The following is a 25,463-nucleotide window of genomic DNA, read 5'->3' as shown; positions in this document are numbered from 1 at the left end:
GGCGAGAGCCTCCATGGACAAGATCAAACGCTCCGCCGCAGAGGCGGTCGCCGGAATCACTGATCACGCGTCGCTCGCAGTCGGCGGATTCGGCATCAGCGGTGTGCCGACCGTCCTGATCGAAGCGGTGTACGCCCAGGGTGCCGTCGGTCTCGACATCGTTTCCAACAACTGCGGCGTCGACGGCGGCGGCCTCGGCATCCTGCTCGCCGCAGGCCGCATCGTCCGCGTCACCGGCTCGTACATCGGCGTGAACAAGGAGTTCGCCCGCCAATACCTCCAGGGCGAGCTGGAGGTGGAACTCGTTCCCCAGGGCACGCTCGCGGAGCGACTTCGCGCCGGCGGCTGCGGTATACCCGCGTTCTACACCCCGGCCGGTGTCGGCACCCAGGTCGCCGAGGGGGGACTGCCCTGGCGGTATGCCTCCGACGGGACGGTCGCCGTACCGTCCCCCGCAAAGGAGCTGAGGACCTTCGGAGGGTGCGACCACATCCTCGAACACGCCATCACCTCCGACTTCGCCCTCGTGCGGGCGGCGAAGGGCGACCGCCACGGGAACCTGGTCTTCAGCAAGGCCGCCCGCAACTTCAACCCTCTCGCGGCGATGGCCGGGCGGGTCACGATCGCCGAGGTGGAGGAGCTGGTCGAGCCGGGCGAGCTGGACCCGGACGCCATCCATGTCCCGGGGGTGTTCGTCCAGAGGGTGCTTCCGCTCACCCCCGACCAGGCGGCCGCCAAGGGCATCGAGAAGAGGACCGTACGGAAGGCGGCAGCGCACCGATGAGCTGGACACGCGACGAAATGGCTGCCCGCGCGGCCGCCGAACTCACCGACGGATCGTATGTGAATCTCGGCATCGGACTGCCCACCCTCGTACCGAACTTCCTCCCGGCCGGCGTGGATGTCGTCCTGCACTCGGAGAACGGGATCCTCGGCGTCGGTCCGTACCCGCACGACGACGAGGTGGACCCGGACCTGATCAACGCCGGAAAGGAGACCGTCACCACCCGGCCCGGAGCCGCGTTCTTCGATTCCGCCCTGTCCTTCGGCATGATCCGAGGCGGCCACATCGACACCGCCGTCCTCGGTGCCATGCAGGTATCCGCAGGTGGAGACCTCGCCAACTGGTCCGTACCCGGAAAAATGATCAAGGGTATGGGAGGCGCGATGGACCTCGTCCACGGCGCCCGCAGGGTGATCGTCCTGACGGATCACACCACCAGGGACGGCTCTCCGAAGATCCTCCAGAAGTGCACGCTTCCCCTGACGGGCCGGGCGTGCGTGCACCGGGTCATCACCAACCTCGGCGTCCTCGACGTGACCGCCGAAGGGCTCGTGCTCGTCGAAACGGCGCCCGGCGTCACCTACGACGCCATACGCCACAACACAGCGGCTCCCGTCAGGGACGCCGGCACGAAGGAGCTGATATGACCGGCCGTCTGCGTGACGTGTACATCGTCGATGCCGTCCGCACGCCGATCGGCCGGTACGGCGGCGTCCTGGCCGGTGTGCGGCCCGACGATCTCGCCGCCGGGGTACTGGCCGCCCTCGTCTCCCGCACACCGCACCTCGATCCGGCCCGTATCGACGACGTCTTCTTCGGTAACGCCAACGGCGCGGGCGAGGACAACCGTGACGTGGCCCGGATGGCCGTCCTGCTCGCCGGACTGCCGGTCACCGTGCCCGGCACCACGGTGAACCGGCTCTGCGGCTCCGGAATGGAGGCCGTCGTCCAAGCCGCCCGCGCCATCGCCGTCGGCGACGCGTCGGTCGCGGTCGCGGGCGGTGTGGAGTCGATGAGCCGATCCCCCTGGGTGGTCCCCAAGCCCGAGCACGGGTTCCCCGTCGGCCACCAGCAGATGTACTCGACGACCCTCGGCTGGCGCATGGTCAACCCGCGGATGCCCGACGAGTGGACGGTCAGCCTCGGTGAAGGCGCGGAGCTCATCGCCGAGCGGTACGGAATCGACCGCGGGGCACAGGACGCGTTCGCCCTCGCCAGCCACCGCAACGCCGCCCGCGCCTGGGCCGAAGGCCTGTACGACGAAGAGGTCGTCCCCGTCGACGGCGTGGACCTGACCCGCGACGAGTGCATCCGCGACAGCACCTCGCCGGCGGCGCTGGCCAAACTGAAGCCGGTGTTCCGCTCGAACGGGACCGTCACCGCAGGAAACGCCTCGCCGCTCAGCGACGGCGCCGCGGCACTGCTTCTCGTGGACGAGAGCGGCCTGCGCGCCACCGGCCGCGAACCTCTCGCCCGCATCGGCGCCTCGGCCGTCACCGGCATCGCGCCGCAGTACTTCGGGGCAGGCCCCGTCGAGGCCGTCCACCGCGCCCTCCTGAAGGCGGGCCGTGAACTGGGTGAATTGCGCACCGTCGAGCTGAACGAGGCCTTCGCAGCCCAGGCCCTCGCATGCCTCGATCAGCTGCCAGGTCTCGACGCGGCCGTCCTCAACCCGCGCGGCGGCGCCATCGCCGTCGGCCATCCGCTGGGCGCATCCGGTGCCCGGATCACCGGCGCGGTCGCCCATCAGCTCGCCGCCGCAGGAGCCGGAACCGGCCTGGCGGCGCTGTGCATCGGTGTCGGGCAGGGCCTGGCGCTCGTCCTCGAAAGGTGACAGGAGGACCCATGATTCCCACCCAGCGGCAGATCAGTGCAGAGATCACCGCGGCACACGCGACGGCTGCGCAAGCAGTGAGCGACGGCGCCCAGGCGCCGCACCACCCCGCCCGCGACTTCGCCCCCTACCGCAGCAGCGTCCTGCGTCACCCGCAACGACCGCCCGTCCTCGTGGGAGGCGACCCCGAGGCCGTGGAACTTCACGGACCGGTATTCGGCGTCACCGACGTCACCGAACTCGACGCGGATCTGACCCGGCACCACGCGGGTGAGCCGCTCGGCGAACGCATCACCGTCAGCGGGCGGATCCTGGACCGGTCGGGACGACCCGTTCGCGGACAGCTCGTCGAGATCTGGCAGGCCAATGCGTCGGGACGGTACGCACATCAACGCGACCGACATCCCGCACCGCTGGACCCCCATTTCACCGGCTTCGGCCGTTGCCTGACACAGGCCGACGGCACCTATTCCTTCACCACGGTCAAACCCGGCGCCTATCCATGGCGCAACCACGTCAACGCCTGGCGGCCCGCCCACATCCACTTCTCGGTCTTCGGCAGGGCCTTCACCCAGCGTCTGGTGACACAGATGTACTTCCCCGGCGATCCGCTCTTCCCCTACGACCCGATCCTTCAGTCAGTCACCGACCCGGCGGCACGAGCCCGGCTCGTCGCCGCGTACGACCACGACCTCTCGACCCCCGAATGGTCCCTCGGCTACCGCTGGGACATCGTCCTCGACGGCCCGGCGGCCACGCTCCCCGACCCGGAGGAGGAACGGTGACGTTCGCCCCGACACCCTCGCAGACCATCGGCCCCTTCTACGGGTATGCCCTCCCGTTCCCAGGAGGCGGGGACATGGCCCCCGCCGGTCACCCTGCCGCGGTCACCCTTCACGGATACGTGTACGACGGGAACGGGATTCCGGTTCCGGACGCACTCCTCGAATTCTGGCAGGGCCAAGGGCGCGCCGGTTCGCTGCGCCGGGACCCCGTCACCGGGGGGTACGCCGGCCGCAACGGCGTGGACTTCACGGGTTTCGGCCGCGTGGCGACCGATGCCGACGGGCGCTGGGTCGTGCATACTCTCCCACCGGCCGAGCATGCGCCGTGCCTGTCGGTGTGCGTGTTCGCACGCGGGCTGACACACCACTTGTTCACACGGGCCTACCTCCGCGAGACGGCGACCGATCCGCTGCTCGACGCGTTGCCGGAGCCACGCAGGTCCACCCTCGTAGCCGCGCCCGACGGTGCGCACACCTACCGCTTCGACATCCACCTGCAAGGGGAGAAGGAGACGGTGTTCCTTGAATTCCACTGAAGACGTCGGGCTTCTCGCCCCGTTGTGGGCAGGCACCCCGGTCGAGGCCGCCACGGGCGACCAGGCCGTCCTGCAGGCGATGTTGGACGCCGAGGCGGCGATCGCGCGGCTCCACCATCCCGAAGCCGGACAGACCGTCACCACCGTCGTCCGCACACCGGGCCTGTTCGACGCACGCTCCCTCGCCCTGCGGGCCCGGGCGGGAGGAAATCCGGTGATCCCGCTGGTCGCCGATCTCACCGCGGCCGTCGCCGAACGCGAGCCCGACCACGCCGACTTCGTCCACCAAGGCGCCACCAGCCAGGACATCATGGACAGTGCTCTGATGCTCGTGGCGGCACGGGCCCTGGACCTGACGGTCGCCGACCTTCGGCGGACGGCCGACGTGCTGGGCACGCTCGCCGCTCGTCACCGCCACACGCCCATGGCGGGGCGAACCCTCACCCAGCACGCCGTCCCCACCACCTTCGGACTCAAGGCGGCGGGCTGGCGCTCACTCGTGCTGGACGCACACGACCGTCTGGCGCGTGTCCGTGGCACCCTGCCCGCACAGCTGGGGGGCGCCGCGGGGACGCTGGCCGCCTTCGGCGACCGGGGCCTGCCTCTCATGGCTGCCTTCGCGCGGGAGCTCGGCCTGGCCGAACCCGAGTTGCCGTGGCACGTCCTGCGCACTCCGATCGCCGATCTGGGCGCGGCACTGGCGTCCTGCACGGGCGCACTGGGCAAGATCGCCGCCGATGTGCTGGTGCTGTCCCGCACCGAGGTCGGCGAGCTGGCGGAAGGCACCGGCGGAGGCTCCTCGGCGATGCCCCACAAGAGCAACCCGGCACGGTCCACTCTGATCGCGGCAGCCGCCCGCCAGATGCCCGCGCCGGCCTCGGTCCTCCTCGCCTCGCTGACCGCCGAAGACGAACGTCCCCCGGGAGCCTGGCACTCGGAATGGCTGCCCCTGCGGGAGGCTCTGAGGCTGGCCGGCGGCGCGGCACACGTGGCACCGGACCTCTGCGCGGACCTGGTGGTCCGCCCCGACCGGATGCGAGCCAACCTGGAACTGACCGGCGGACTGGTGCTCGCCGAACACGTCCTGGCGGCGCTGGCACCGACGATGGGCCTCGCGGAGGCGCGCCGACTGGTGACCGCAGCCGCACGCCGTGCCGCGCTGCAGGGCACCAGCCTCTTCCAGGACCCGGAGCTCACGACCCGGCTCCCCGCCACGGCCCTTGCCCGTCTCGCCGACCCGGCCCGATACCTGGGGTCCGCGCCCGCCCTGGTGGACCGCGCCCTCACGCGCGGCCCGTGTCCTGCGGGCACCGACGCGCTCCCGTCCGCACCCGCCCCTGAATCCCAGGACGTCCCATGACCCCCGCACTCCATCACCGCATCGACGGCCCGGCCGACGCCCCCGTGCTCGTCCTCGGCCCCTCGCTGGGGACCTCGCTGTCCGTCTGGGACCCCCAGGTCCCGGCCCTCGCCCGGCAGTGGCGAGTCCTGCGCTGGGACCTCCCTGGCCACGGCGGCTCCCCGGCCGGCCTGCTTCCCGCCGGGTCCGGCATCGAAGCCCTGGGCCGGCTCGTCCTCGACCTTGCCGACGGCCTCGGGGCCGACACCTTCGCCTACGCAGGCATCTCCCTCGGCGGCGCCGTCGGCACGTGGCTTGCCGCACACCACCCCAGTCGGGTGACCGCACTGGCGCTCGTCTGCTCCTCGGCCCGCTTCGGGGATCCCCGGCCCTGGCGAGAACGCGCCGAGACCGTGCGCAAGAACGGCACCGACTCGGTTGCCGCGAACGCACCCGCACGCTGGTTCACACCCGCGTTCACCCGGTACGACGCGCTCGTCGCCGATCAGCGTTTCGCCAACGCGGAGGCCTACGCACGCTGCTGCGACCTCCTCGCAAGCACCGATCTCCGCGCCGACCTGCCCGGAATCACGGCGCCCACACTCGTCATCGCCGGACGCGACGACCGGGCGACACCGCCCCACCATTCCCGTGCGCTCGCGGACGGAATCCGCAACGCCCAGCTCATCGAAGTACCCCACGCCGCGCACCTGGCGAACGTAGAACAGCCCCAGGCCGTACTCGGTGCCCTCCAAGCCCACTTCGCGCCCGCCCCACCTGGCATGGCCGTCCGGCGAGCCGTACTCGGCGACGCCCACGTCGACCGGGCCGTCACGGCGACCACTCCGTTCACCGCGCCCTTCCAGGACTTCATCACCCGCTATGCCTGGGGCGAGATCTGGAGCAGCGACCTGCTGGACCGGCGCACACGCAGTTGCATCACCCTCACCGCGCTCGTCGCAGGCCGGCACGAGGACGAGCTCGCCATGCACATCCGTGCTGCCGTCCGGAACGGGCTGACCCCACAGGAGATCGGCGAGGTGCTCCTGCAGTGCGCCGTCTACTGCGGGGTGCCTGCCGCGAACTCCGCCTTCGCCGTGGCGGACCGGATCCTGAACGAAATCGAGGAAGGGGAATGCTGATGCACACCACCGTCGGCATCATCGGCGGCGGCCCGGCCGGGCTGCTGCTGGCCAGACTGCTGCACAACGAAGGAATCGACAGCGTCGTGCTGGAACGGCGCGACCGCACCTACGTCGAGCAGAGACAGCGTGCCGGAATTCTCGAACAGGCCACGGTCGACGCACTGCGCAACGCCGGAGCCGGCGCGCGGCTGGACCGCGAGGGCATGCCCCACGACGGGATCGAAATGCGGTTCGCGAACCGTGCCCACCGCATCGACTTCCCCTCGCTCACCGGCGGACGAAACGTCACCGTGTACGCCCAGACGGAGGTGGTGAAAGACCTCATAGCCCTCCAGCTCGCGGAAGGCGGCCCGCTGCTGTTCGACGCCCAGGTGACGTCCGTCGAAGGGGCCGACACTGTCACGCCGGTCGTCCGCTTCATCCACGAAGGCCGACAGCAGACCCTGAGCTGCGACTACGTTGTCGGGTGCGACGGCTTTCACGGTGTGGCCCGCAATGCCGTTCCCGCGTCCCTGCGGACCACCTATGAGCGGACCTACCCCTACTCCTGGCTCGGCGTCCTCGCCGAAGCGCCGCCCGTCTACAACGAGCTGATCTACGCCCATTCCGAGCGCGGCTTCGCACTCGCCAGCATGCGCTCCCCGTCCGTGAGCCGCCTCTACCTCCAGGTACCCAACGGCACCGATACTGCCGCCTGGTCCGATCAGCGGATCTGGGACGAGCTGGACGCGAGGTTCGCGACCGACAGCCGTCCGGGCTGGAAGCTGGAACGCGGCCCCATCACCTCGAAAGCCGTGCTTCCGATGCGCAGCCACGTGACCGAGCCGATGCGCTACGGCCGGGTGTTCCTGGCCGGAGACGCCGCCCACATCGTGCCGCCGACCGGGGCGAAGGGGCTCAACCTGGCGGCCGCCGATGTGATCGTGCTGGCCCGCGCCCTGGCCCGGTGGCGCACCACCGGCTCGGGCGACCTTCTGGACACCTACTCGGACACGTGCCTGCAGAGGGTGTGGAGAGCCGAGCACTTCTCCTACTTCATGACGACCACTTTGCACACGGACCCGAATCAGTCCGCTTTCGAGACCCGGCTGCAGATCGCCCAGCTGGAACGTGTGGCGACCTCACCGCACGCCGCGGCGGAACTCGCCGAGAACTACACCGGTTTGCCACTCGGCTGATCCGCGGAAGGAACCGCCCGACCCCGCAGCGTGCCACTGTGCTGCGGGGCCGAGCCATGTCGGCGCACCTGTCCGCGCAAACATCGGGAGCGGCAGCGGACCGGGACTCGCGAACGGGCGCCACCGCGATCACGCGGACCTCCTCCCGCACCCGGCCGAGGGCCACGGCCGGACGAGTCCCTGCACCCCGCGGGTTGTTGCCGCCTGCACGCCGCGTTCTCGGCCGCTCTGCGGTCACCGCATGCAGGGTGGACGCGCTCATGACGGGCAGGCTTGCCGGTGGAACGAAGCCAGCGGCCGCGCGAAGTCGCGCCGCCGCTGGGGGCGGTCGCCCGCGTGGGGCGACCGTTCACTTCGAGATGCCGGCGGATGGCTCGGCGTGGTGACCGCGCCGTGGGAGGGTTCGGCCGCCAGCGGCTCAGGGGAGGACCAAAGGTGCTCGTCGTCCCACCCTGAGCCGGCTATGACTGATCGGGTGCGTCACAGCCCCTTGGCGATGTCGTGCAGGTAGGTGGCCAGATCGCCGGGGCGGGCGTACATGGGGCCGTGTCCCGTGTCCCATGCGGTGGCCTTGGCGTCGATGCGGTCGGCGAGTTCACGCTGGGTGGCCGCGGGCAGGGCATTGTCCTGGGTGGCGATCAGGTAGTGGGACGGTACGTCGCGCCACGCCGGGTAACCGGAGGGGGCCGCGTCGATGCCCAGCCGGGGAAGCTTCTGCACGGCTGCGGCAAGAGCGGTCCGCTCGGCGGGGGCGTCGGCGGACACCACCTTTCCGTAGGCGGTCCGGTCGAGGTAGGAGTGGCCGTCCTCAGTCACCCTGATGTTCTCCCGGATGAGGCTGCCGGGGTTGCGGTGGGCTATGTCACTGACGGACTCCCCTTCGTCGGGGGCGAAACCGGCGATGTAGGAGAGGGCCTTGACCTTGTCCTGGCCCACGGCGGCGTTGGTGACCACCGCGCCGCCGTAGGACCAGCCGACGAGGAGGACCGGTCCGTCGACGGTGGACAGCACCCGGCGTACGGCTGCGATGTCGTCCTCCATGGTCTCCAGGGGCAGCTGCGCGGCGATCGGCTCGTGCCCGAGGGCGCGGAGCTCGGTGATGGTCTCGCTCCACGCGGAGCCGTCGGCCCACAGGCCGTGGACGAGAACGATGGTGGTCATAAGGGATTCCTCCGAGATGGCAGAAGAGCGGTGCGGACGATGGCAGTTGGGGGCGGGCCGCAGGCCTCGACGGCGAGTGGCCCGGTGGAAGCAGGTCAGACGTTCGATGCCATGGCGCGGTGACGGTGTTCGGGCAGCGGCAGGAACCCGGTCGACGCGTGGCAGTTGACGTACTCGGCGGTGACGGACCCGCTCGGCAGGACCGAAACCTCATGCCAGAAGGCGACGTCCAGGGGTCCTTCACCGCCACTGGCCATCTGGTAGAAGCTGGCGTAGATCTCCAGGTGGGTGCGGTGGGACCGGCACCAGGTCATGAGGTGGTCGAGCGAGGCGAACCAGGCGATGGTGCAGGCGCGGGCAAGCGGTGTGCCGTCGGATGTCTCTTCGAGGATGTTGCGGGCCGCGATGCAGCCGGAGTCCGCGTTCTCCGCGAGGAAGTCGACTCCGCGGTCCTTGACCGGTTTGACGTCGGCCAGGTACTTCTCGCGGTACACCGTGCTGGCGGACCAGTCCTGCGCGGTACGGATCAGGGTGACGTTGTCCGGAACTTCGACGGTGACGCGCCGACTGCGATTCCCGGCTTCTGCCCGGGCGCTCGGCCGGAACACCGCAAGCTCCGGCTCGAGCGTCTCGGTGGCCGAGGCGGCGATGCGGTCACGTGCGGCGCCCCAATAGTCGTGCACAGGTGTCTCCGGCATGGTGACCGCTGCGTGCTGTGACAGGCCGCTGGTCGCAATGTCCTCGTGGCGGTGGCTGTGCAGGGTTTCGTTGCGCTCGAGAGGGATGACGCACGTCTCGCGCCAGTGCCCGATCCGGCCCTCGTCGGGCAGCCCGTCCCATGCGGAGCGGACGGTGTCGGATTCTTGCCACGAGCTGTACGCCACCGGGTCGTGCCAGTAGGCCAGCCACACCACGTTGTGTGATCCTGTGGTGTCGACGAACGAGCCGCGGTCCAGCACATCGGGCTTGAACGGCCCGGTGAACAGCTGCGAGAGTGAGGCGGCACCTCGTGCAGCTTCCTCGGCCGACGGCGCCTGGCAGGCGTACTGGGCGAATACGAATGTGTTCGTTCCCTCCGGGAAGCGAACGGTGTAGGCAGGCACTCGGGGAGTGTGGCCCTCCCGGTGATTTCTGGGCATCTCGACTCCTTCTCGGGCCAGGTCCAGCAGCTCTGGACGATACGAGCGAACATCCCCCACGTCTTGACGGTGCGCGCACGGAAACTTGACCAGGAGCGACCAGGGACGCCGTCCTGAAGGGGACCCGTCCACGAGGCCGGATACCGTGTGGTCGGGTCGTTACACCCGGCTGCGACCTGAGGCGGTGGCTCCGCCGGCTCACAGAGGAGGCATGGTGGCGGTTGTCCTCTCCACCAGTTCGGTACCGCCCGGCGAAAGACTGGCCTACTGGCAGGCTGCCGTCTGGCAGACCTTCGTCCCCTCGGACGTCACCACCACCAAGGACGGGCCCTTCTCCGGGGCCGTCGCCTCTGACCGGCTCGGGTGCCTGCGGATCACCACGGTCGATTCCGACCGGCAGCTGGTCCGACGCAACCGACGTCTGATCGCCCGGGACCAGGACGAATACCTGCTGGTCGGCCTGCAGCGCCGCGGGACGGGCGCGGTGGTGCAGGACGGACGGACAGCACCCCTGGAGCCGGGGACTTTCGCGCTGTACGACACGACCCGCCCCTACACGCTGGAGTTCCCTGACCGCTTCCAGCTCCTGGTCTTCCAGATACCCCGGTCGGCGTTCGAGCTGCCCGGCTTGGATTTGGGGCGGATCACGGGGGTCAGCATGGGGGCGGACGAGGGCCTGTCCGCGATGATGGTGCCGGTTCTGTCCACCCTCGCGGCCGAAGCCGGTGCCCACCGCTCCGAGATCGGGGAGATGCTCGCGCGCAACGCGGTGGACCTGCTCACCACCGTCATTGCGGAACGACTCGGCAGGGACGCCGCCGGAACAGACGCCTCCCACCGGACGCTGCTGCTGCGGATCCGGGCCTTCGCCGAATCCCACCTCGGCGACCCGGAACTGTCACCGGAGGCGATCGCAGCCGCCCATCACATCTCCGTGCGCCATCTGCAGCGCCTCTTCCAGGCGGAGGGAACGACGGTCGGGGGATGGATCAGGCGCCGCCGTCTCGAGGAATGCAGACGGGAGCTCGACCGCCCACGCAGGAGCAGGCCCGCCGTGGCAGCCGTCGCACACCGATGGGGATTCGTCAGCCCCGCTCACTTCAGCCGCGCCTTCCGCGCCGCGTACGGACTGTCGCCGCGCGAATGGCAGAAGCTGGCAGACGGACGTGACGCTGCCGCCGTCTCCCTGCGGCTGCCCGACCGAGCCGCAGAAGAGACGATTTCGTAATGTCCATATCCTAGAGTCCCTTTTATGGGAGCGCTCCACGCGAAAAGCGCCGAAGAATGGGCCCGAGTGCTGGGTGAGAGCCTCGTACCGCTTTCGCTGACGAACATGAGCTCTGCCTTCCGCGGCTCGGTCGAGCAGACCGTCCTGCTGCCCGAGGTGAGCGTGGCGGACGTCCGTACCCACGGGCACTCGGCGGTGCTGCGCACCGACCGGCTGATCCGGGTCGAACCCCGCGAGAGCTACCTGTTCTCGCTGCATCTGGGGGGTTGCGGAGTCGGACTCCAGAACGAGCGGGAAGCGGTGCTCCAGCCGGGGACGGGAGCCTTGTTCGACGCCACACGCCCCTACCAGCTGCATTTTCCCGCCGACAGCCGGGAGGTCGTCCTCCAGGTTCCCAGGCGGCCGCTGCGTGACCGGGTCGAAGACATCGACGAGCTGTCCAGCCGAGCGCTCCCGTCCGAAGCCGCTGCCTGGCGAGTGTTCGCCGTGTTCCTGCGGGAGCTCGCCGACGTGTCGCAGGAGTTGACTCCCGAGCAGCGGGCCGAGCTCGGCCGCACCACCATCGACCTCCTGGCCACGGCCCTGCGGGCCACCGCCGGCCGGAAGCCTGACGCCCCGACGGGCCGGCAGGCGATGCTGCGGGCGATGCGCTGCTGTGTGATGGAGAACCTCACCGATCCCGCCTTCACCCCCTCCGTCCTGGCCCGTCGTCAGGGTATTTCCCTGCGTTACGCCTCCGATCTGTTCGCCGAGGCAGGCACCTCTCCCGCCGCGTTCATCCGTGACCAGCGCCTGAAGGCCGCATACCGGGCCCTGACCGATCCGCGTCAGTCGCACCGCACCATCGCCGGCGTGGCCGCGCACTCGGGCTTCGCCGACAGGACCACTTTCACGCGTGCCTTCGTCCGTCAGTACGGCATGACCCCGACCGACCTGCGCACCGGCAGCCGACCCCTCTGAGCCCGGCGGCAGGGCGCTCGGCCTGCGCCGCCCGGCTCTGCGCTGCGCACGGTTGCGTGATACAGCCTCAAGGCCCTCTCCCCGGCGGCCCGCTCCCAGGCTCCCCGCGTTGCTCCCGGAATGCCGCAGGCCTGTGCACGGAATGCCGCACCAGGGCGACGGGTCGCTCCTAACGTTTGGGCACCTCGCTCCTCCGCCGGGTGGGCGGCTGAGCATCGCAGGCATCTGACCGCGATCCGGCAGCCGCCTCCGCCAACCCCACTGGGCATTGCTGATCCCGCCCGGGGCGAGCGACCTGTCGCACCCCGCCTCCCCCACCATCAGGGCCCCGCGCCCGCACCGGTCTTTCCCTGCGGCCGTCGAAGCAGACCCCAAGGCACCTGGCCGAAGCCGCTCCTGTTGCCCGCGGCCGCTCAGCTCGCCGATCCCGACCACTCGCCGGACACCGGCGGATCCCCGCCACCGGCAGTCCGTCGGTCACCGCCCCGCCGCCCGTGCCGCACCGCCCGCCTCCTTCCCCTGCCTGGAGACCCGACATGTGCACCTCCGTCCTTCGTAGACGCCGGCGAACCCCGCGCCAACTGCCCAGGATCACTGCAGCAACGATCACGGGCGTGCTTCTGCTCACCTCCGTCTCCTGCGCCCGCTCGGGTCCGGCCGACGGCGTCCAGGCCAAGGACTCCGCCCAGGCCGAGCTGTGTCCCACCGGGCTGGCCCCCAAGAAGGCCACCGGCACACCGATCGAGATCGGCAACGTCAGCTCTCTCACCGGCCCCGGCACCTTCCCGGAGGTATCCAGGGCCGCCAAGGCGGTCTTCGACCGGCTCAACACCTGCGGAGGTGTCGGCGGCCGCCCTGTCCACTTCACCATCGAGGACGACCAAGGCGATCCTGCGACCGCCGCGCAGGCCGCCCGCCGCTTGGTGGAGCAGCGAAATGTGGTGCTCAACGTAGGCAGCGCCAGTCTGCTGGAATGCGCGGTCAACTCGACGTACTACGCGCAGCACAAGATCGGCTCCATCCAGGGCATCGGCGTCGACCCGGTCTGCTTTGGATCCCCGAACATCTCACCGGTCAACACCGGCCCCTTCACCGGTGTCACCGTCTCCCTGTACTACGCCAGCGAGATCCTCAAGAAGCAGAACGTCTGCCGGATCAGGCTCTTCGACGTCCCCGGCTTCGCCTCCGCCTTCGATGTCGCAGCCGACCGCTGGGAGAAGATCACCGGCAAGAAGCTCGTCTATGCCGGCGCGGTCGGCAAGGCGACCGACGACGTCACCCCACTGCTGCTCCAGGCCGGGAAGGCCGGCTGTGACGCGGTGGTTGTCGACGGACCTGAGGCCAGAGGCTTGGCCGTGGGCAAGGCCATCAAGGCGAACGGACTGACCGGGATCACCTGGATCGGGCTCGCCTCCTACTACACCGACAACGTGGCCAAGCAGCTCGGCGCCACGGGCGACGGCCTGCAGGCAAACTCGGAGTTCGAGCCCTTCACCAACACCGACGCCGCACCCCTTCGCGACTGGCGGGGGCTGATGGCGAAGAACGACATCCCCCTGACGTCGTTCGCGCAGGGCGGCTATCTGGCGGCAACGATCGCCCAGGACACCCTCCTGTCCATGACCGGCGAGGTGAACCGAGAGACCGTCACCGAACGGCTCGCCACGCTGACGTCGTACGAAACCCCGATGAGCGGTTCGCCCTATTCCTTCGGCACCGCCGCCACGCACGCGCCCAACCAGTCGAGCAAGTTCATGGTGCTGAAGGACGGCGTCTGGACCACGGCCACGAACGACTGGATCAGGCTCCCGGCCGGCTCCTGACCGTGATCGCACACCGAGGAGGTGAACTGCCATGATTCAACTCATCGCGGCCGGGCTGGCGCCCGGAGCCGCGTACGCCGTCATCGGCTGCTGTGTGGTCCTGTTGTTCCGTACCACCGGAGTACTGAACTTCTCCCAGGCCGCGCTCGGTGCCTTCGGCGCCTACACGGCGGCCAAGACCTATGACGTGCTCGGCCTGACAGCAGCCTCCGCCGCACTCGTCGGCCTGCTCATCGGCACGGCGCTCTCCCTGCTCGTCGGGCTGCTGATGTCATGGCTGTTCCAGGACAGTCGGACGGCGGTCCGGGCAACTGCCATGATCGCCGTCACCGTCGGGCTGCTCACCCTGGGCCTCCGCCTGTTCGGAGACACCCCGCTGTCAGTCGCCCCGGTGGTACCGGCGACGACAGTGGGCGGCGGTGCTGTCACCGTCGGCCTGGACACCGTCGTCACGCTGGGCCTCGCCGTACTCCTCGCAGGGGGATCGGCCGCTGTTCTCGCACGCACTCGGCTCGGCGCGGTCCTCCGGGCGGTGTCAGTGCGCCCCACGACTGCCGAACTCCTCGGCGTGCGGGTGCGGCTGCTGTCACTCGGCATGTGGGCGTTCACCGGTGCGATGTCGAGTGCGGCCCTGCTGCTGATCGCCCCGGCCCGCTCCGACGACTTCCGCACACTCGGCATGCTCATCCTGCCCGCGCTGGCCGCCGTCCTCGTCGGAGCCTTCCGCAGTGTGACGGTGACCCTGGTGGGCGGGCTCGTGCTGGGCGCGGTCGAGTCGGTGTCGGTGAGCTGGCCGGCTGTCTCCGGATACAAGGCGGTACTGCCCTTCGCCCTGGTGATCGCCGCCCTCCTCTGGTCTCAACGGAAGCAGGTGTGGGATGAAGCTCGCTGACCCCAAGACGCTCGTGCCGGCTGCCGTGTTGATGCTCGCCGTGGTGGGCGCCGCGTTCGGACTGCCCGGGTACTGGATCTACCTGGCCACCAGCGCGGCACTCAATACCCTGATCGCGCTGAGCGTGGGAGTCGTCTACGGGCGCGCGGGAATGGTCGCGCTGTGCCCGCTCGCGTTCGCAGGCATCGGAGCGTGGGCAACAGGCTGGTTGAACGTCCACACCGGTCTGCCCTTCCTCGTCCTGGCCGTGCTGGGTGCGTTGGCAGCCGTACCGGTGGGCATGGCGATCGGACTGCCGGCGCTGCGGCTGCGCGGCGTGAACCTGGCGGTGGCGACCCTTGCCTTCGGCGGTGCGGTGGCCGTGGTCGTGTTCGACAAGGGCTTCCCCGGCGCGGCCGAGCGCGTTCCCGTGACCAGACCCTCCTTCGCTGCTTCGGAAACGGGCTACTTCCTCCTCTCGGTTGTTGTCCTCGCCCTGGTCGGCGCGGCCCTGGCGGCGCTGTCGAAGCGCACCACGGGGGCCCGCTGGACTGCAGTCCGGGACAGTGAGCGAGCCACCGCGGCTCTCGGCTACAGCGTGACGACGACCAAGCTGCTCGCGTTCGCCGTCAGTGCCTTCATCGCCGGGCTCGGCGGTGCCCTGACGGCAGGCCAGCTGGGCGTACTCAGCGGCGTCGGGTTCCAGCCCATGGCCTCCATAGCCGTGTTCACCGCAGCAGTGGCGTTCGGGGCGGCCCATGTCGAAGGCGCGCTCCTGGCGGGGCTCGCGGCGACGTTCGTCCCCGAACTGCTGCACCAGCTCGGCCTGCCGCAGGACGTGGCTCCCGCCGTCTTCGCCGTGGCCGCGCTACAGGCTCTTGCCGCAGGCTCCGACGGTGTCGCCGGACAACTCAGAGCCGTGCTCGGCAGGAAGCGGTCGGCGCGAACCCAGCCACACCAACCACCCCAGGCCGTCGGCACCGACCCGGCCGTGAGCGTCTCCGGCCGGCCGCGGACGGAGCCCCGAAGCGCCAAGCCCGCGCTCAAGGCCGACGGTGTGAACGTCGCCTATGGCGCGGTGAAGGCCATCCAGGGAGCCGACCTGATCATCCGGGAGGGCACGGTACACGGGCTGATCGGCCCGAACGGGGCCGGAAAGTCCACCCTGATCGACGTGCTCTCCGGTTTCGTCACGCCCGACACCGGCCATGTGACGCTCGGCGAGATACCGCTGGACGGTGTTCCTCCGCACCGGAGGGCCCGTCTCGGGCTGCGCCGCTCCTTCCAGCAGGGCCGGGTGAACCCGCAGCTGACCATCGGGCAGTACCTCATGCTCTCCGGCCGGGGCAACGCCGACCGGCGACTGGTCCTCGACCTGCTCGACGCCTTCGGCTGCCCGCCGGCCGCCACCAAGGTAGCCGCGATCGACGTGGGTACCCGACGTTTGGTCGAGGTGGCCGCCACGCTGGCCGGCAGACCCTCGGTGGTGCTGCTCGACGAGCCGGCGGCCGGACTGTCCACCCAGGAATCCCTACGCCTCGGCGCCGGCATCGCTGCCATACCCGAGCGCTTCGGCTGCGCGGTCCTCCTGGTCGAGCACGACATCGACCTGGTCACCACATGCTGCGACGAAGCGACAGCACTCGACTTCGGCAGGGTGATCGCTCGCGGCACTCCCGCCGAAGTCCTCGCCGACCCTGTCGTCGTACGCGCCTACCTCGGCACGGCCCTGGAAACCCCCTCCACGGAGCCGGCCTCCGGCGGAGACCTCGAAACGGCGGTCCGCTCATGACGGCGCATCTGCTCCACATCAGCGACCTGACCGTCAGCCGTGGCCAGGGCGACGTCCTGCGCGACATCAACCTGACCGTGCGCCCCGGGGAACTCGCCGTTCTGCTGGGAGCCAACGGCGCCGGCAAGACGACACTGCTGGACGCGGTCTCCGGCCTCGTCGCGCCGCGCGCAGGCCAGATCCGCTTCGACGGCAGGGAGCTGGCCGGGGCCTCTCGCACCAACCGGGCCCGGCAGGGCATCCGCCACGTCGAACAGGGCCGTACCGTCTTCGCGGACCTCACTGTCGCGGAGAACCTCGCCGTCGCCGCCCCGCGGGGCCGGCACGCGAAGGCGATCGAGCCTTTCCCGGAGCTGCAGAAGCGGATGAACGTCCGCGCTGCGCTGCTGTCCGGTGGTGAGCAGCAGATGCTGGTCCTCGCCCGGGCCCTGCTGAGCCCGGCGCCGGGCCGAGCCCCTCGCCTCCTTCTGCTCGACGAGCTGAGTCTGGGGCTGGCGCCGATCGTGGTCGCCCGGCTTGTTCCCATTGTCCGCTCCCTCGCCGAGCGGGGGATCACCGTCCTGCTGGTGGAACAGTTCGCCCATCTCGTACTTCCGATCGCCGACACCGTGCACGTACTGGACCGCGGCAGCCTCGTCTTCTCCGGTACACCTGCCGAACTCGACGCCAGGCCCGGAGTCCTCCACCAGGCATATCTGTCCGTCTGAAACACCCTCAGCGGCGGGCGGACCGATCCAGCGCCGGACCCTCCCCACAACCGAACCCCGCGGCCACGCCCGGTCGCGGCACCTTCTTCTGGAGCGGTGAAGAACAGCATGAACAGGAAGACGCGGGACGTCACAGCCCAGCCGGCGCGAGGGCTCAGGGCCGACGTACTGGGAGCAGCGGACGCTGTCGTGATGGCGATCGCCGGCAGCGCACCCGCGTACACACTTGCCGCGACCACTGCGCTGCTCGCGGGCGCGGCCGGCCTGGCAAGCCCCGCGGCCCTGCTGTGGTGCGCCATCCCCATGATGGGAATCGTCCTGGCCTTCAGATATCTGGGACGGGTGGACGTCAACGCCGGAGCCAGTTACTCCTGGGTGGGCCGAGCCCTCCACCCTGCGCTGGGCTTCCTCAGCGGGTGGGCCCTGGTCGTCTCCGCCACCTTGTTCATGGTGGCCGGCTCACTGCCCGCCGGCGCTTACACGCTGTCGCTGTTCTCCGACACCTGGGCGCAGAACCAGAATCTGGCCGCCGCGGTCGGAGCCTTCTGGCTGCTGCTCATGGCGGGCCTGGTGGTCAAGGGCGCACGGATCACCGCCCGCGCCCAGTGGGTGATGACCGGCGTCGAAGTTGCGATCCTTCTGGTGATCGGAGTCGCCGTGCTCATCCGCGGGGGCGGCGAACAGGTCTTCTCCTGGTCCTGGCTGTTCGACGTCACCGACCTGAACGGCCCCGAAGGCTTTGCCGGCGTCGCCCTCATCGCAGCGTTCTACTTCTGGGGCTGGGACGTCACCGCCAACCTCGGCGAGGAAACCAGCAACAGTCACCGCAGCTCCGGAACGGGGGCGGTACTCGGCGTGATCAGTGTCCTGGTCGTGTTCGAGATCGTCACCATCGCGGTGAACCTCGTCATGTCACAGGCCGACATCCGGACGAGCAGCGGCACGGTCCTCGCAGATCTCGGTGACGCGATCTGGCCGGGCTGGGGAGGCAAGGCCATGGTCATCGCGGTGATGCTGTCCACCGTGGCGACCCTGGAGACCACACTCATCCAGGTCACCCGCACCCTCTTCGCCATGGGACGCGACCGGACCCTCCCGGCGGCGTTCGGACGCACTCATCGCCAGTGGCAGACACCGTGGGTGGCCGTCGCGGCGGTTTCGGCGGTCGCACTGGGACTGCTTCTGTCCTCCAGCGCACTCGGTCCCGTCAGCACCGTCCTCGCCGATGCCTTCACTGCCATCGGCCTGCAGATCACGGTCTACTACTCCCTCGCCGGCATCGCCGTCGTCGTCGCCTACCGCAGGCTCCTTCTGCGGTCGGTCCGGCACGCCCTCCTCATCGGTGCGTGGCCGGCATGCGGATCCCTGTTCATGCTGTGGGTCCTCTACCAGTCACTGCTCAGCCTGGAGCCCACGGTCCTCCTGATAGGCATCGGCGCCCTCGCGATCGGCTTCTTCCCCCTGACCTGGTACATGGTCGCGGACAGCGCGTACTACGCCGGCCCCCACGCCCGACTGGATGCGGCCGTCGCGGAAGGAGTGGAGTCACCGTACGACGACATCACCACCTCCGTGCCTGCACCGCATGACACCCGGGTCAGCGACCTCTGACAGCCATCGCCATGAAATTCCGCAATCACAAGCGCTTCGGCCGCTCCCGGAGCCTGGACTACGACCCCACCTATGGCGACCGCCCGCTCGCGGCAGCCCTGCATGACCTGCACGTGGGCCGCTGGCAAGGCCCATGCGACCTGCTGCGCGACACCGGGAACGACTGGGACCGCCGCACCCACCGCGTCCGGCTCCTCGCCCAGGCAGCCGCAGGCTCCCGAATCGTGGAGAGCTGGCAGATCGCCGAACCCCACGACGCCGACGCCCTCGTCCTGCGCGCCGACACGGAGGTGATGCGGCTCTTCGGGGCCCTGGCCCGGACCCCGCCGCACACACAGCAGCCCCCCACCCACAACGCCTTCGACCGCGAGCGCCTGCACCACGCCGCCCATTCCTGCCTCCGCGCGGCTGACGCCTGCCCCGCCGACCCGATGCCGTGGATCTCGCTGATCACCCTCTCCCGCCTCTACGGCGGAGGGCACCCCCACACGAGGGACTGGTGGGCGGAACTCCAGGCCCGTGACCGCAACTCCCGTGAAGGACACCACCAGATGCTGCGCCATGTCTCCGCCCGCTGGCACGGCTCACACGGCCGCATGTACAACTTCGCCCGGGACGTGGCCGTGGCCGCGCCCCCGGGCTCACCTCTCGCGGTCCTCACCCAGAGGGCCCGCGTCGAGCACTACCGCGAGTTGCTCCGGACCGAGGGAAAGGCATCGTTGGGGCTGTCATTCCACTGGACGAACGAAGTGGTGGCCCCGGACCTCGACGCGACACTCGCCCGCTGGATCGCACACCGTGGGTCCATCGAATACGCACAGGACGTCGCCGACCTCAACCTGCTGGCCCATGGCCTGGTCTTCGCAGGCCGCGTCAAAGACGCCACCCGTCTTCCTGCACCTCGGCGACCGCCCCACCGCCGTCCCCTGGTCGTACTGCGGCGACCCCCAGGAACTCTTCACGCAGTCACGAAAACAGGCTCTGGCGTGACACCGCCCCGGCCGGACGAAGGTCCGCCACCCCTCTGTGCCTCGGTAGCGCCGGTGACCAACGAGTACCGCCGAGGGCCGGCGAGCGACGGCCCTGCGCCCCCACATCGGGCGCGGGTCCAAGCCGGTCGGCGTCACAGCCGTCCCGCATCGGCTCCCTAGAACCGGGCAGTCGGCGGGACCCCAGGAGGAGAGCGCTCTTCGAAACCCCCATGCCAGGAAGCGGGTCCCCATGCACTTCGAGATCGTCGATTCCTTCCTCGCCGTCGCCGAACACCGAAGCATCTCCAAGGCGGCCGCCAGTCTCTACACCACCCAGCCGGCCATGAGTCAGCGGCTGCGACGCCTCGAAGAGAGCCTCGGGTTCTCCCTCTTCGAGCGGTCCTGGAACGGTGTCAGGCTGACGCGGCAGGGAGCCTACTTCCTGCCCTACGCAGCCCAACTCGTGCGGGACCTCTCGAACGCCTCCGCCGTACTCGGCCGACACGACCTGCCCAGACCCCGCAGCTTCACCGAGGTGGCGGACCACCCCCCAAAGATCATGTTCGGCATCGACAACTGGCTCTCCGACAAGGCGGTTCATGCTGTGGTCAGCACCGCCCGGCGTACCTGTGCCCTCGATGAGTTCCAAGTAACCAGCCGTCCGGCCTCCACGCTGATCGACCTGCTCCGGCTGAACCAGCTCGATGCCGGACTCTTCTACTCGACGGACACCGACCTCCCGTTCCACACCGAGACCGTCGGTACGGAGGAACTGGTACTGGTACACCCGCCGGGGACGATGCTGGAGGAGATCAGCGTCCCGGCGGTGACGGAACTGCTCGCCCGCCACCGATTCGTCCTCTTCGACAACCCGGTGCTCACCCACCATGCGCGCATCACCACCGCGTTGATCGACACCTATGAGATCACGCGCTTCCACGTCGTCGACGACTTCCGTACCGCGAGGGTGCTCATCGGACTGGGGGACTGCGTCACGGTTCTGCCCGCAGGTGTCGTGCTCGGAGCGCAAGGGACGCCGGATCCCGGACTCCTCTCCACCCCGCTGCCCGGTCAGCTGCCGCTGATCCATGTGACCGCAGGCATCAGCGACGTCGGCCTCGAGCACGGGGTGAGCGCCGGATTCATCCGGTCGATGTCCCGGGCCCTCTCCGGAGAAATGACTTTCACATAGCAAGGTCCGTGGCACCGGCCAGGGCATAAGAAATCACTATGACTGCAGGGATATGTTTCGCCGTTAAGGTCTACCTCTAATAGCCGATCGAAGACTCGGGTGCACGCGAAATATGGAGGAGTTCACTCCGTTGAATGGCATATGGCATGTGAATCCGCAGAAATCTGCACTGCTGATCATAGACATGCAGAACGATTTTGTGCTGCATGGGTATCCGATGGAGGTGCCGATGGCGCGCCGCCGAATACCGCGAATGCAGGAGGTCGTCAGCGAGTGCCGGGCGGCCGCAATCCCCGTGATCTACACCGAACACATCCTGCTGGACAGTTTCAACGTGTCGCCCCTCGAATCCGCGTACAACCCGGCGCTCTTGGCGGCCGGGATGCGCGAAGGGAGCTTCGGCTCGAGGGTCGTCGACGATCTGAGGCCCGGGCCCGACGACATCGTCATCCGTAAGCACCGTTACGACGCCTTCCACAACACGCAGCTGGAGACGGTCCTGGCGAACATATCCGGTCCCCGCCAGGTCGACACGGTGATCATTGTCGGCACCCTTACCGAGGTCTGCTGCGATTCGACCGCGCGTGGCGCCTTTATGCGTGACTACAAGGTGGCCTTCGTCGGAGACGCCACCGGCGCCCTGAGCGTCGAGGCCCAGTCCGCAACGGAACGCAATATTTCCGCATTCTTCGGCAGGGTGCTCTCGACTGAAGAGCTGTCCGCCGAACTCCGTGAAAGAAAAGAAGGGCGATCGGGATGAAGCCAAGAGAGTACGACATTCGTTATGAACGCTCCGCCGTGCTGCTGCTGTCCCTCGGATTCGGCCTGGTGGGCCTGGACCGCTGGATCATCAGCCCCCTCTTTCCGTCAATGATGGAAGAACTGGGCCTCGACTATCAGGACCTCGGCAACATCATCGGTGCTCTCGGCCTCGCCTGGGGATGCGCTTCCCTTCTCATCGGAGGCGTATCCGACCGACTGGGACGACGCAGAATCCTCGTCGGATCCCTCCTACTCTTCTCGGTCTGCTCCCTGCTGACCGGATTCGCCACCGGCCTCATCAGCCTGATCCTCATCCGGGTCGTCATGGGCATCACCGAGGGAGCCTTCAGCCCGACCGCGGTCACCGCCACGGCGGAGGCGTCACGGCCGCAGCGCCGAGGCCTGAACATGGGGACGCAGCAGAGCACCTTTGCGCTTTTCGGCATCGGGCTGGGCCCCATCATCGCTACGCAGCTGCTGCTTGTCCTGCCCAGCTGGCACTGGGTCTTCGGCCTCATGCTGCTGCCAGGGCTCGTGCTGGCCTATTTCATTCTCCGTACGATCAGGGAACCGCATCAGCTGCCGGCTTTCGAATCCGCCGTACCGGCCGCCCCTTCTGGGGTGCCCACGCCGGACCCGTCTCCCGAGTCGCCGTCGACCAGGCCCGCGAACCGCGTCCGCTGCCTGGACGTCCTGTGGTATCGCAACATCCGCCTGGCCATCCTCGCCCTCTGCGGAGCGATGACCTGCATCTTCGTACTCAGCGCCATGATGCCGAGCTACCTTGTCGACCACCAGGGCCTTGGCACGTCCCAGATGGGGATCATCGCATCCGGCATCGGGTTCGGGGCCTTCGCCGGGCAGCTTGCCATTCCAGGCCTGTCGGACAGGTTCGGCCGCAAGCCCGTGGCCGTCGCCGCCCTGGTGATGGCCATGTGCATGCTCATCGCCTTCATCCTTCAGGGGCCGGTCGTACCCGTACTGTTCCTGCTGCTCTTCTTCGTCGCCTTCGGCGCGAACGGCTGCCTGGCACTGCTGGCCGGCACCGTGACCGTGGAATCGGTCCCCGCAAACCTGATGGCCGCAGCTGCCGGCACCGTCATGGGCCTGTCGGAGATATTCGGCGGAGGAGTGGCGCCATCCCTCGCAGGCTTCCTCGCTCAGAACTACGGCATCCAGTACGTCCTGTACCTGGCGCTCGGAGGCCTCCTGGTCTGCGTGGTGGCGACCTCGTTGCTCCGTGAGACGGCGCCGACCCGAGCCGACTCCCCGGGCAAGGGCGACGTCGGTATCACCAGGACAGTAGAACTGTAGCCCCCGCACATCCACCCCGGCCGCGCACAGCTGCGGCCGGGTCCAGCCTCGGGAGCGGTCAACCTGCGGTTCACCGGGGGGACTGAAGGACGTTCCCCCCCTCGGAACGTTCGGGGAAGGTGCTCACGCGGCCGTGCGGTGCTCCACCGCTTCGTGGTCATGCGGCAGTCGCCCGACGTATCCGGCTGCTGCGACGTCGGCAGCGATCTCGAACCAGACGGCCTTTCCCGCGCCGACCGGGAAGGCGCCCCACCCACTCGCGAGGGCATCGACGAGAAGCAGACCGCGTCCCGACTCCCCATCGACGTCGGGCACTGCGGACATCGGCAGCTGCGGGTCGCCATCGACGACCTCGACCCGTACGCCGGACGCTGTCGCTGACACGCGGATCTCGCTGGTGGAACCGGTGTGCTCCACTGCGTTGGCCACGATCTCCCCGACACACAGCTCCAGGTCCCCGATCGCTGCTTCGCTCAGCAGCCTCCAACGGCGGGTAGCTTGCACGACCAACTTGCGGGCGCGGTGCGCGGAACCAAGATCGGCCGGCACTCTGAACAGCACCGCAGAAACTCCGCCATCCTCGGCGGCAGCTCCGACACAGAGGCTTGAGGCGGCGCCACGGCCGACAGGCGGTCCGGCGGAGACGCTGTGACGCGGAGGGGGCATCGTCAGGGTCATGAGACTCACACTCTCGCGGATTCCGGTGTGCTGGGGCGGGGGCCGCCCGTCTTGGCATAGACGCTAAGCACCCTCCGCATGCGATCTAGGACAGCCCTGCACCGCACCTTGGCGGAGAACGCACGGTTTCCGCGGGGCCCGCAGACCGTAACGCCGTGGCACGATCCATCGACCCCGCGTCACATCGAGGGGTGTCGTACGATGAACGGGTTATGAGCGACGGGTTTTCGACCACCGCTTCGCCGGTGGGTGAGCAGCTCACCCTCTGGCATGACGCGGTGTGCGCCACGTTCGTTGCCCTCGATGTGAAGACACCCAGATCCGGCGCCTTCCGCGGTTCCTTGGCCAGTCACCGGTTGGGGCAATTGCGGATCGCCACGGTCGGAGCCGACCCGCACGATGTGATCCGCAACCCGCGCCTGATCACCTCGGATGCCGGTGAGGAGTCCATCCACATAGGGCTGCTACGCAAGGGCGAGGCCGATGTCGAACAGGATGGACGTCAGGCCCTGCTCCGCCCGGGGGACCTCGCCTTTTACGACCCGGCTCGCCCCTTCATCATCGGATTCCCCGAGCCGATGGAGTGGAGCGTCTTCATGCTGCCACGCCGGCTCCTCAGCGTTTCCGAACCGGATCTCCGCCGGATAAGTGCCGAGGCGGTCCGCGGCAATGAGGGGCTGGGGCACCTGGTCAGCCCGTTCCTGGCCGGTCTGGCGGTGCAGAACGGATCGTACGGGGAGGACAGCACTACCCGGCTCGCCGCCGGCGTCGTCTGCCTGCTGGAGACCCTGGTCGCGGAGCGGAGCGGAAGAGAGGGGCACGTCCAAGGGGACAGCCAATCGTCGCTGTTGCTGCAGATCCGCGCCTTCATCAACGAACACCTGCGCGACCCCGGCCTTTCCCCGGAAGACATCGCCCGGGCCCACCACATCTCGGTGCGCTACCTCCACAAACTCTTCCAACACGAAGGAACCACCGTGCACCGGTGGATCCAGCAGCGCAGGATCGAGGAGGCCAGGCGCGAACTGGGCCGGCAAGGCCGCGCAGCCGTCACGATCGCGTCCGTCGCACACCGATGGGGGTTCACCGACCCCGCCCACTTCAGCCGCTCGTTCCGCGCGGCAAACGGCATGACCCCGCGCGAATGGCGGGAATTCGGCAGGGCACAGTGAGCGACAGCGGCGGATCCGCTCACGCTCGGTAGAGCGGGACTGCGCCGGTCTTGCCGCAGCGGCCAGGAAGATCTGCCACCAGCACCCCGCTTGCCCGCGTGAACGCGCCGACGAGAACCGTACGGGGCTTCCGCGATACCGGGGCTCGACCAGCGTCTCGCTTCGGCCCACGCGCATCACACGGAAGGCGTTCCAAAGCCGTTCAAGTCGTATCTCAACAAGGTGCAACTCCTTCAAACCGAACCAACACCCGGCTCGCTGCGCCCTCCCACATCGGCAAGCAGAGCCAGATCGAGAGCGGCGGCATCAGGGTGCGCTGCGGGGCGAGTTCGAGCTTTTACTGTCGAGCGTCGTGAAGTTCGGAGTGCATCACGGTGACCAGGTGGTCGCCGTTGGGGTTCGGGGCGGGATATCCCCGCATGCCGTCGAGCCCGATCCACCACTCTCGGATATCCGTCGGATCATCGCACATGCAGACTCC

The 25,463-nt window shown here is 69.0% G+C and carries 24 protein-coding genes; 20 read left to right on the top strand and 4 right to left on the bottom strand.

Going from position 1 to position 25,463, the window contains the following annotated elements; all coding sequences use genetic code 11:
- Positions 1-13: 13 nt before the first annotated feature.
- From ACTWOL_RS32980 to ACTWOL_RS32945, 8 genes are read left to right on the top strand one after another with little or no spacing between them, the layout of a single operon-like run.
- Positions 14-784: a CoA transferase subunit A gene (locus tag ACTWOL_RS32980; RefSeq protein ID WP_474300532.1), complete on the top strand. Its 771-nt coding sequence runs from the start codon at positions 14-16 to the stop codon at positions 782-784.
- Positions 781-1,431, top strand: a complete 651-nt coding sequence (locus ACTWOL_RS32975) for a CoA transferase subunit B (RefSeq protein ID WP_474300531.1) — start codon at positions 781-783, stop codon at positions 1,429-1,431. The genes ACTWOL_RS32980 and ACTWOL_RS32975 overlap by 4 nt, the downstream gene beginning before the upstream one ends.
- An 8-nt stretch (positions 1,432-1,439) precedes the next feature.
- Positions 1,440-2,618 carry a thiolase family protein gene (locus ACTWOL_RS32970; RefSeq protein WP_474301305.1) on the top strand — a complete coding sequence of 393 codons (1,179 nt, stop codon included), beginning with the start codon at positions 1,440-1,442 and terminating at the stop codon, positions 2,616-2,618.
- Between the two features lie 11 nt (positions 2,619-2,629).
- Complete coding sequence (pcaH, locus tag ACTWOL_RS32965) at positions 2,630-3,403, top strand: protocatechuate 3,4-dioxygenase subunit beta (protein ID WP_474300530.1); 774 nt, start codon at positions 2,630-2,632, stop codon at positions 3,401-3,403.
- Positions 3,400-3,939 carry a protocatechuate 3,4-dioxygenase subunit alpha gene (gene pcaG, locus ACTWOL_RS32960; protein ID WP_474300529.1) on the top strand — a complete coding sequence of 180 codons (540 nt, stop codon included), beginning with the start codon at positions 3,400-3,402 and terminating at the stop codon, positions 3,937-3,939. The genes pcaH and pcaG overlap by 4 nt, the downstream gene beginning before the upstream one ends.
- On the top strand, positions 3,926-5,299 hold the full coding sequence (pcaB, locus tag ACTWOL_RS32955) for a 3-carboxy-cis,cis-muconate cycloisomerase (protein ID WP_474300528.1): 1,374 nt from the start codon (positions 3,926-3,928) through the stop codon (positions 5,297-5,299). Before pcaG ends, pcaB begins: the two co-directional genes overlap by 14 nt.
- Positions 5,296-6,420 carry a bifunctional 3-oxoadipate enol-lactonase/4-carboxymuconolactone decarboxylase PcaDC gene (gene pcaDC / locus ACTWOL_RS32950; RefSeq protein WP_474300527.1) on the top strand — a complete coding sequence of 375 codons (1,125 nt, stop codon included), beginning with the start codon at positions 5,296-5,298 and terminating at the stop codon, positions 6,418-6,420. The genes pcaB and pcaDC overlap by 4 nt, the downstream gene beginning before the upstream one ends.
- Positions 6,420-7,601, top strand: a complete 1,182-nt coding sequence (locus tag ACTWOL_RS32945; protein WP_474300526.1) for a 4-hydroxybenzoate 3-monooxygenase — start codon at positions 6,420-6,422, stop codon at positions 7,599-7,601. The genes pcaDC and ACTWOL_RS32945 overlap by 1 nt, the downstream gene beginning before the upstream one ends.
- Positions 7,602-8,081: 480 nt before the next feature.
- On the opposite strand, the gene ACTWOL_RS32940 is transcribed toward ACTWOL_RS32945, so the two are convergent.
- Together ACTWOL_RS32940 and ACTWOL_RS32935 are read right to left on the bottom strand one after the other, a co-directional pair.
- Positions 8,082-8,762, bottom strand: coding sequence for an alpha/beta fold hydrolase (locus tag ACTWOL_RS32940; RefSeq protein WP_474300525.1), 681 nt, complete (start codon positions 8,760-8,762; stop codon positions 8,082-8,084).
- Positions 8,763-8,857: 95 nt separating this feature from the next.
- Positions 8,858-9,865 (bottom strand): phenylacetaldoxime dehydratase family protein, encoded by a 1,008-nt coding sequence (locus ACTWOL_RS32935; protein ID WP_474300524.1) that lies wholly within the window; start codon positions 9,863-9,865, stop codon positions 8,858-8,860.
- A gap of 247 nt (positions 9,866-10,112) precedes the next feature.
- Between ACTWOL_RS32935 and ACTWOL_RS32930 the strand changes: the two genes are divergently transcribed.
- The 11 genes from ACTWOL_RS32930 to ACTWOL_RS32880 all read left to right on the top strand — a co-directional run bounded on the left by ACTWOL_RS32930 (position 10,113) and on the right by ACTWOL_RS32880 (position 23,132).
- A complete protein-coding gene (locus ACTWOL_RS32930; RefSeq protein WP_474300523.1) occupies positions 10,113-11,129 on the top strand; it encodes an AraC-like ligand-binding domain-containing protein in 1,017 nt (338 codons plus the stop codon).
- A gap of 24 nt (positions 11,130-11,153) precedes the next feature.
- Positions 11,154-12,089, top strand: a complete 936-nt coding sequence (locus ACTWOL_RS32925; protein ID WP_474300522.1) for an AraC-like ligand-binding domain-containing protein — start codon at positions 11,154-11,156, stop codon at positions 12,087-12,089.
- 614 nt (positions 12,090-12,703) lie between these two features.
- Entirely contained in the window at positions 12,704-13,912 is a 1,209-nt protein-coding gene (locus ACTWOL_RS32920) for an ABC transporter substrate-binding protein (protein ID WP_474300521.1), read from the top strand.
- A gap of 31 nt (positions 13,913-13,943) precedes the next feature.
- Entirely contained in the window at positions 13,944-14,804 is an 861-nt protein-coding gene (locus tag ACTWOL_RS32915; RefSeq protein WP_474300520.1) for a branched-chain amino acid ABC transporter permease, read from the top strand.
- Positions 14,791-16,575, top strand: coding sequence for a branched-chain amino acid ABC transporter ATP-binding protein/permease (locus ACTWOL_RS32910; protein WP_474300519.1), 1,785 nt, complete (start codon positions 14,791-14,793; stop codon positions 16,573-16,575). The genes ACTWOL_RS32915 and ACTWOL_RS32910 overlap by 14 nt, the downstream gene beginning before the upstream one ends.
- Positions 16,572-17,282 (top strand): ABC transporter ATP-binding protein, encoded by a 711-nt coding sequence (locus ACTWOL_RS32905; protein ID WP_474300518.1) that lies wholly within the window; start codon positions 16,572-16,574, stop codon positions 17,280-17,282. Before ACTWOL_RS32910 ends, ACTWOL_RS32905 begins: the two co-directional genes overlap by 4 nt.
- Before the next feature lie 108 nt (positions 17,283-17,390).
- Positions 17,391-18,893 (top strand): APC family permease, encoded by a 1,503-nt coding sequence (locus tag ACTWOL_RS32900; RefSeq protein WP_474300517.1) that lies wholly within the window; start codon positions 17,391-17,393, stop codon positions 18,891-18,893.
- Positions 18,894-18,904: 11 nt separating this feature from the next.
- Entirely contained in the window at positions 18,905-20,044 is a 1,140-nt protein-coding gene (locus ACTWOL_RS32895) for a hypothetical protein (RefSeq protein WP_474300516.1), read from the top strand.
- A gap of 70 nt (positions 20,045-20,114) precedes the next feature.
- Positions 20,115-21,056: a LysR family transcriptional regulator gene (locus tag ACTWOL_RS32890; RefSeq protein ID WP_474300515.1), complete on the top strand. Its 942-nt coding sequence runs from the start codon at positions 20,115-20,117 to the stop codon at positions 21,054-21,056.
- Positions 21,057-21,168: 112 nt separating this feature from the next.
- Entirely contained in the window at positions 21,169-21,816 is a 648-nt protein-coding gene (locus tag ACTWOL_RS32885; protein ID WP_474300514.1) for an isochorismatase family protein, read from the top strand.
- Complete coding sequence (locus ACTWOL_RS32880) at positions 21,813-23,132, top strand: MFS transporter (RefSeq protein WP_474300513.1); 1,320 nt, start codon at positions 21,813-21,815, stop codon at positions 23,130-23,132. Before ACTWOL_RS32885 ends, ACTWOL_RS32880 begins: the two co-directional genes overlap by 4 nt.
- Positions 23,133-23,255: 123 nt before the next feature.
- On the opposite strand, the gene ACTWOL_RS32875 is transcribed toward ACTWOL_RS32880, so the two are convergent.
- Positions 23,256-23,693, bottom strand: a complete 438-nt coding sequence (locus ACTWOL_RS32875; protein WP_474300512.1) for an ATP-binding protein — start codon at positions 23,691-23,693, stop codon at positions 23,256-23,258.
- 329 nt (positions 23,694-24,022) lie between these two features.
- On the opposite strand from ACTWOL_RS32875, the gene ACTWOL_RS32870 reads away from it, so the two are divergent.
- Positions 24,023-24,982 (top strand): AraC-like ligand-binding domain-containing protein, encoded by a 960-nt coding sequence (locus ACTWOL_RS32870; protein WP_474300510.1) that lies wholly within the window; start codon positions 24,023-24,025, stop codon positions 24,980-24,982.
- A 337-nt stretch (positions 24,983-25,319) separates the two neighbouring features.
- Here ACTWOL_RS32870 and ACTWOL_RS32865 read toward each other — a convergent pair whose 3' ends face one another.
- Positions 25,320-25,454, bottom strand: coding sequence for a hypothetical protein (locus tag ACTWOL_RS32865; RefSeq protein ID WP_474300509.1), 135 nt, complete (start codon positions 25,452-25,454; stop codon positions 25,320-25,322).
- Positions 25,455-25,463: the final 9 nt, after the last annotated feature.

Source organism: Micromonospora sp. IBHARD003 (genome assembly GCF_056106285.1).
The sequence above is the reverse complement of the archived record's forward strand: the minus strand, read 5'-3'. Positions and strand labels throughout refer to the sequence as shown.

Excerpts from the sequence above, each read along its gene's own strand:
- ACTWOL_RS32980 (WP_474300532.1), top strand. The coding sequence starts at position 14 with ATGGACAAGATCAAACGCTCCGCCGCAGAGGCGGTCGCCGGAATCACT.
- ACTWOL_RS32975 (WP_474300531.1), top strand. The coding sequence starts at position 781 with ATGAGCTGGACACGCGACGAAATGGCTGCCCGCGCGGCCGCCGAACTC.
- pcaH (WP_474300530.1), top strand. The coding sequence starts at position 2,630 with ATGATTCCCACCCAGCGGCAGATCAGTGCAGAGATCACCGCGGCACAC.
- pcaDC (WP_474300527.1), top strand. The coding sequence starts at position 5,296 with ATGACCCCCGCACTCCATCACCGCATCGACGGCCCGGCCGACGCCCCC.
- ACTWOL_RS32945 (WP_474300526.1), top strand. The coding sequence starts at position 6,420 with ATGCACACCACCGTCGGCATCATCGGCGGCGGCCCGGCCGGGCTGCTG.
- ACTWOL_RS32940 (WP_474300525.1), bottom strand. The coding sequence starts at position 8,762 with ATGACCACCATCGTTCTCGTCCACGGCCTGTGGGCCGACGGCTCCGCG.
- ACTWOL_RS32930 (WP_474300523.1), top strand. The coding sequence starts at position 10,113 with ATGGTGGCGGTTGTCCTCTCCACCAGTTCGGTACCGCCCGGCGAAAGA.
- ACTWOL_RS32925 (WP_474300522.1), top strand. The coding sequence starts at position 11,154 with ATGGGAGCGCTCCACGCGAAAAGCGCCGAAGAATGGGCCCGAGTGCTG.
- ACTWOL_RS32915 (WP_474300520.1), top strand. The coding sequence starts at position 13,944 with ATGATTCAACTCATCGCGGCCGGGCTGGCGCCCGGAGCCGCGTACGCC.
- ACTWOL_RS32910 (WP_474300519.1), top strand. The coding sequence starts at position 14,791 with ATGAAGCTCGCTGACCCCAAGACGCTCGTGCCGGCTGCCGTGTTGATG.
- ACTWOL_RS32905 (WP_474300518.1), top strand. The coding sequence starts at position 16,572 with ATGACGGCGCATCTGCTCCACATCAGCGACCTGACCGTCAGCCGTGGC.
- ACTWOL_RS32900 (WP_474300517.1), top strand. The coding sequence starts at position 17,391 with ATGAACAGGAAGACGCGGGACGTCACAGCCCAGCCGGCGCGAGGGCTC.
- ACTWOL_RS32895 (WP_474300516.1), top strand. The coding sequence starts at position 18,905 with ATGAAATTCCGCAATCACAAGCGCTTCGGCCGCTCCCGGAGCCTGGAC.
- ACTWOL_RS32890 (WP_474300515.1), top strand. The coding sequence starts at position 20,115 with ATGCACTTCGAGATCGTCGATTCCTTCCTCGCCGTCGCCGAACACCGA.
- ACTWOL_RS32885 (WP_474300514.1), top strand. The coding sequence starts at position 21,169 with ATGGAGGAGTTCACTCCGTTGAATGGCATATGGCATGTGAATCCGCAG.
- ACTWOL_RS32880 (WP_474300513.1), top strand. The coding sequence starts at position 21,813 with ATGAAGCCAAGAGAGTACGACATTCGTTATGAACGCTCCGCCGTGCTG.
- ACTWOL_RS32870 (WP_474300510.1), top strand. The coding sequence starts at position 24,023 with ATGAGCGACGGGTTTTCGACCACCGCTTCGCCGGTGGGTGAGCAGCTC.
- ACTWOL_RS32865 (WP_474300509.1), bottom strand. The coding sequence starts at position 25,454 with ATGTGCGATGATCCGACGGATATCCGAGAGTGGTGGATCGGGCTCGAC.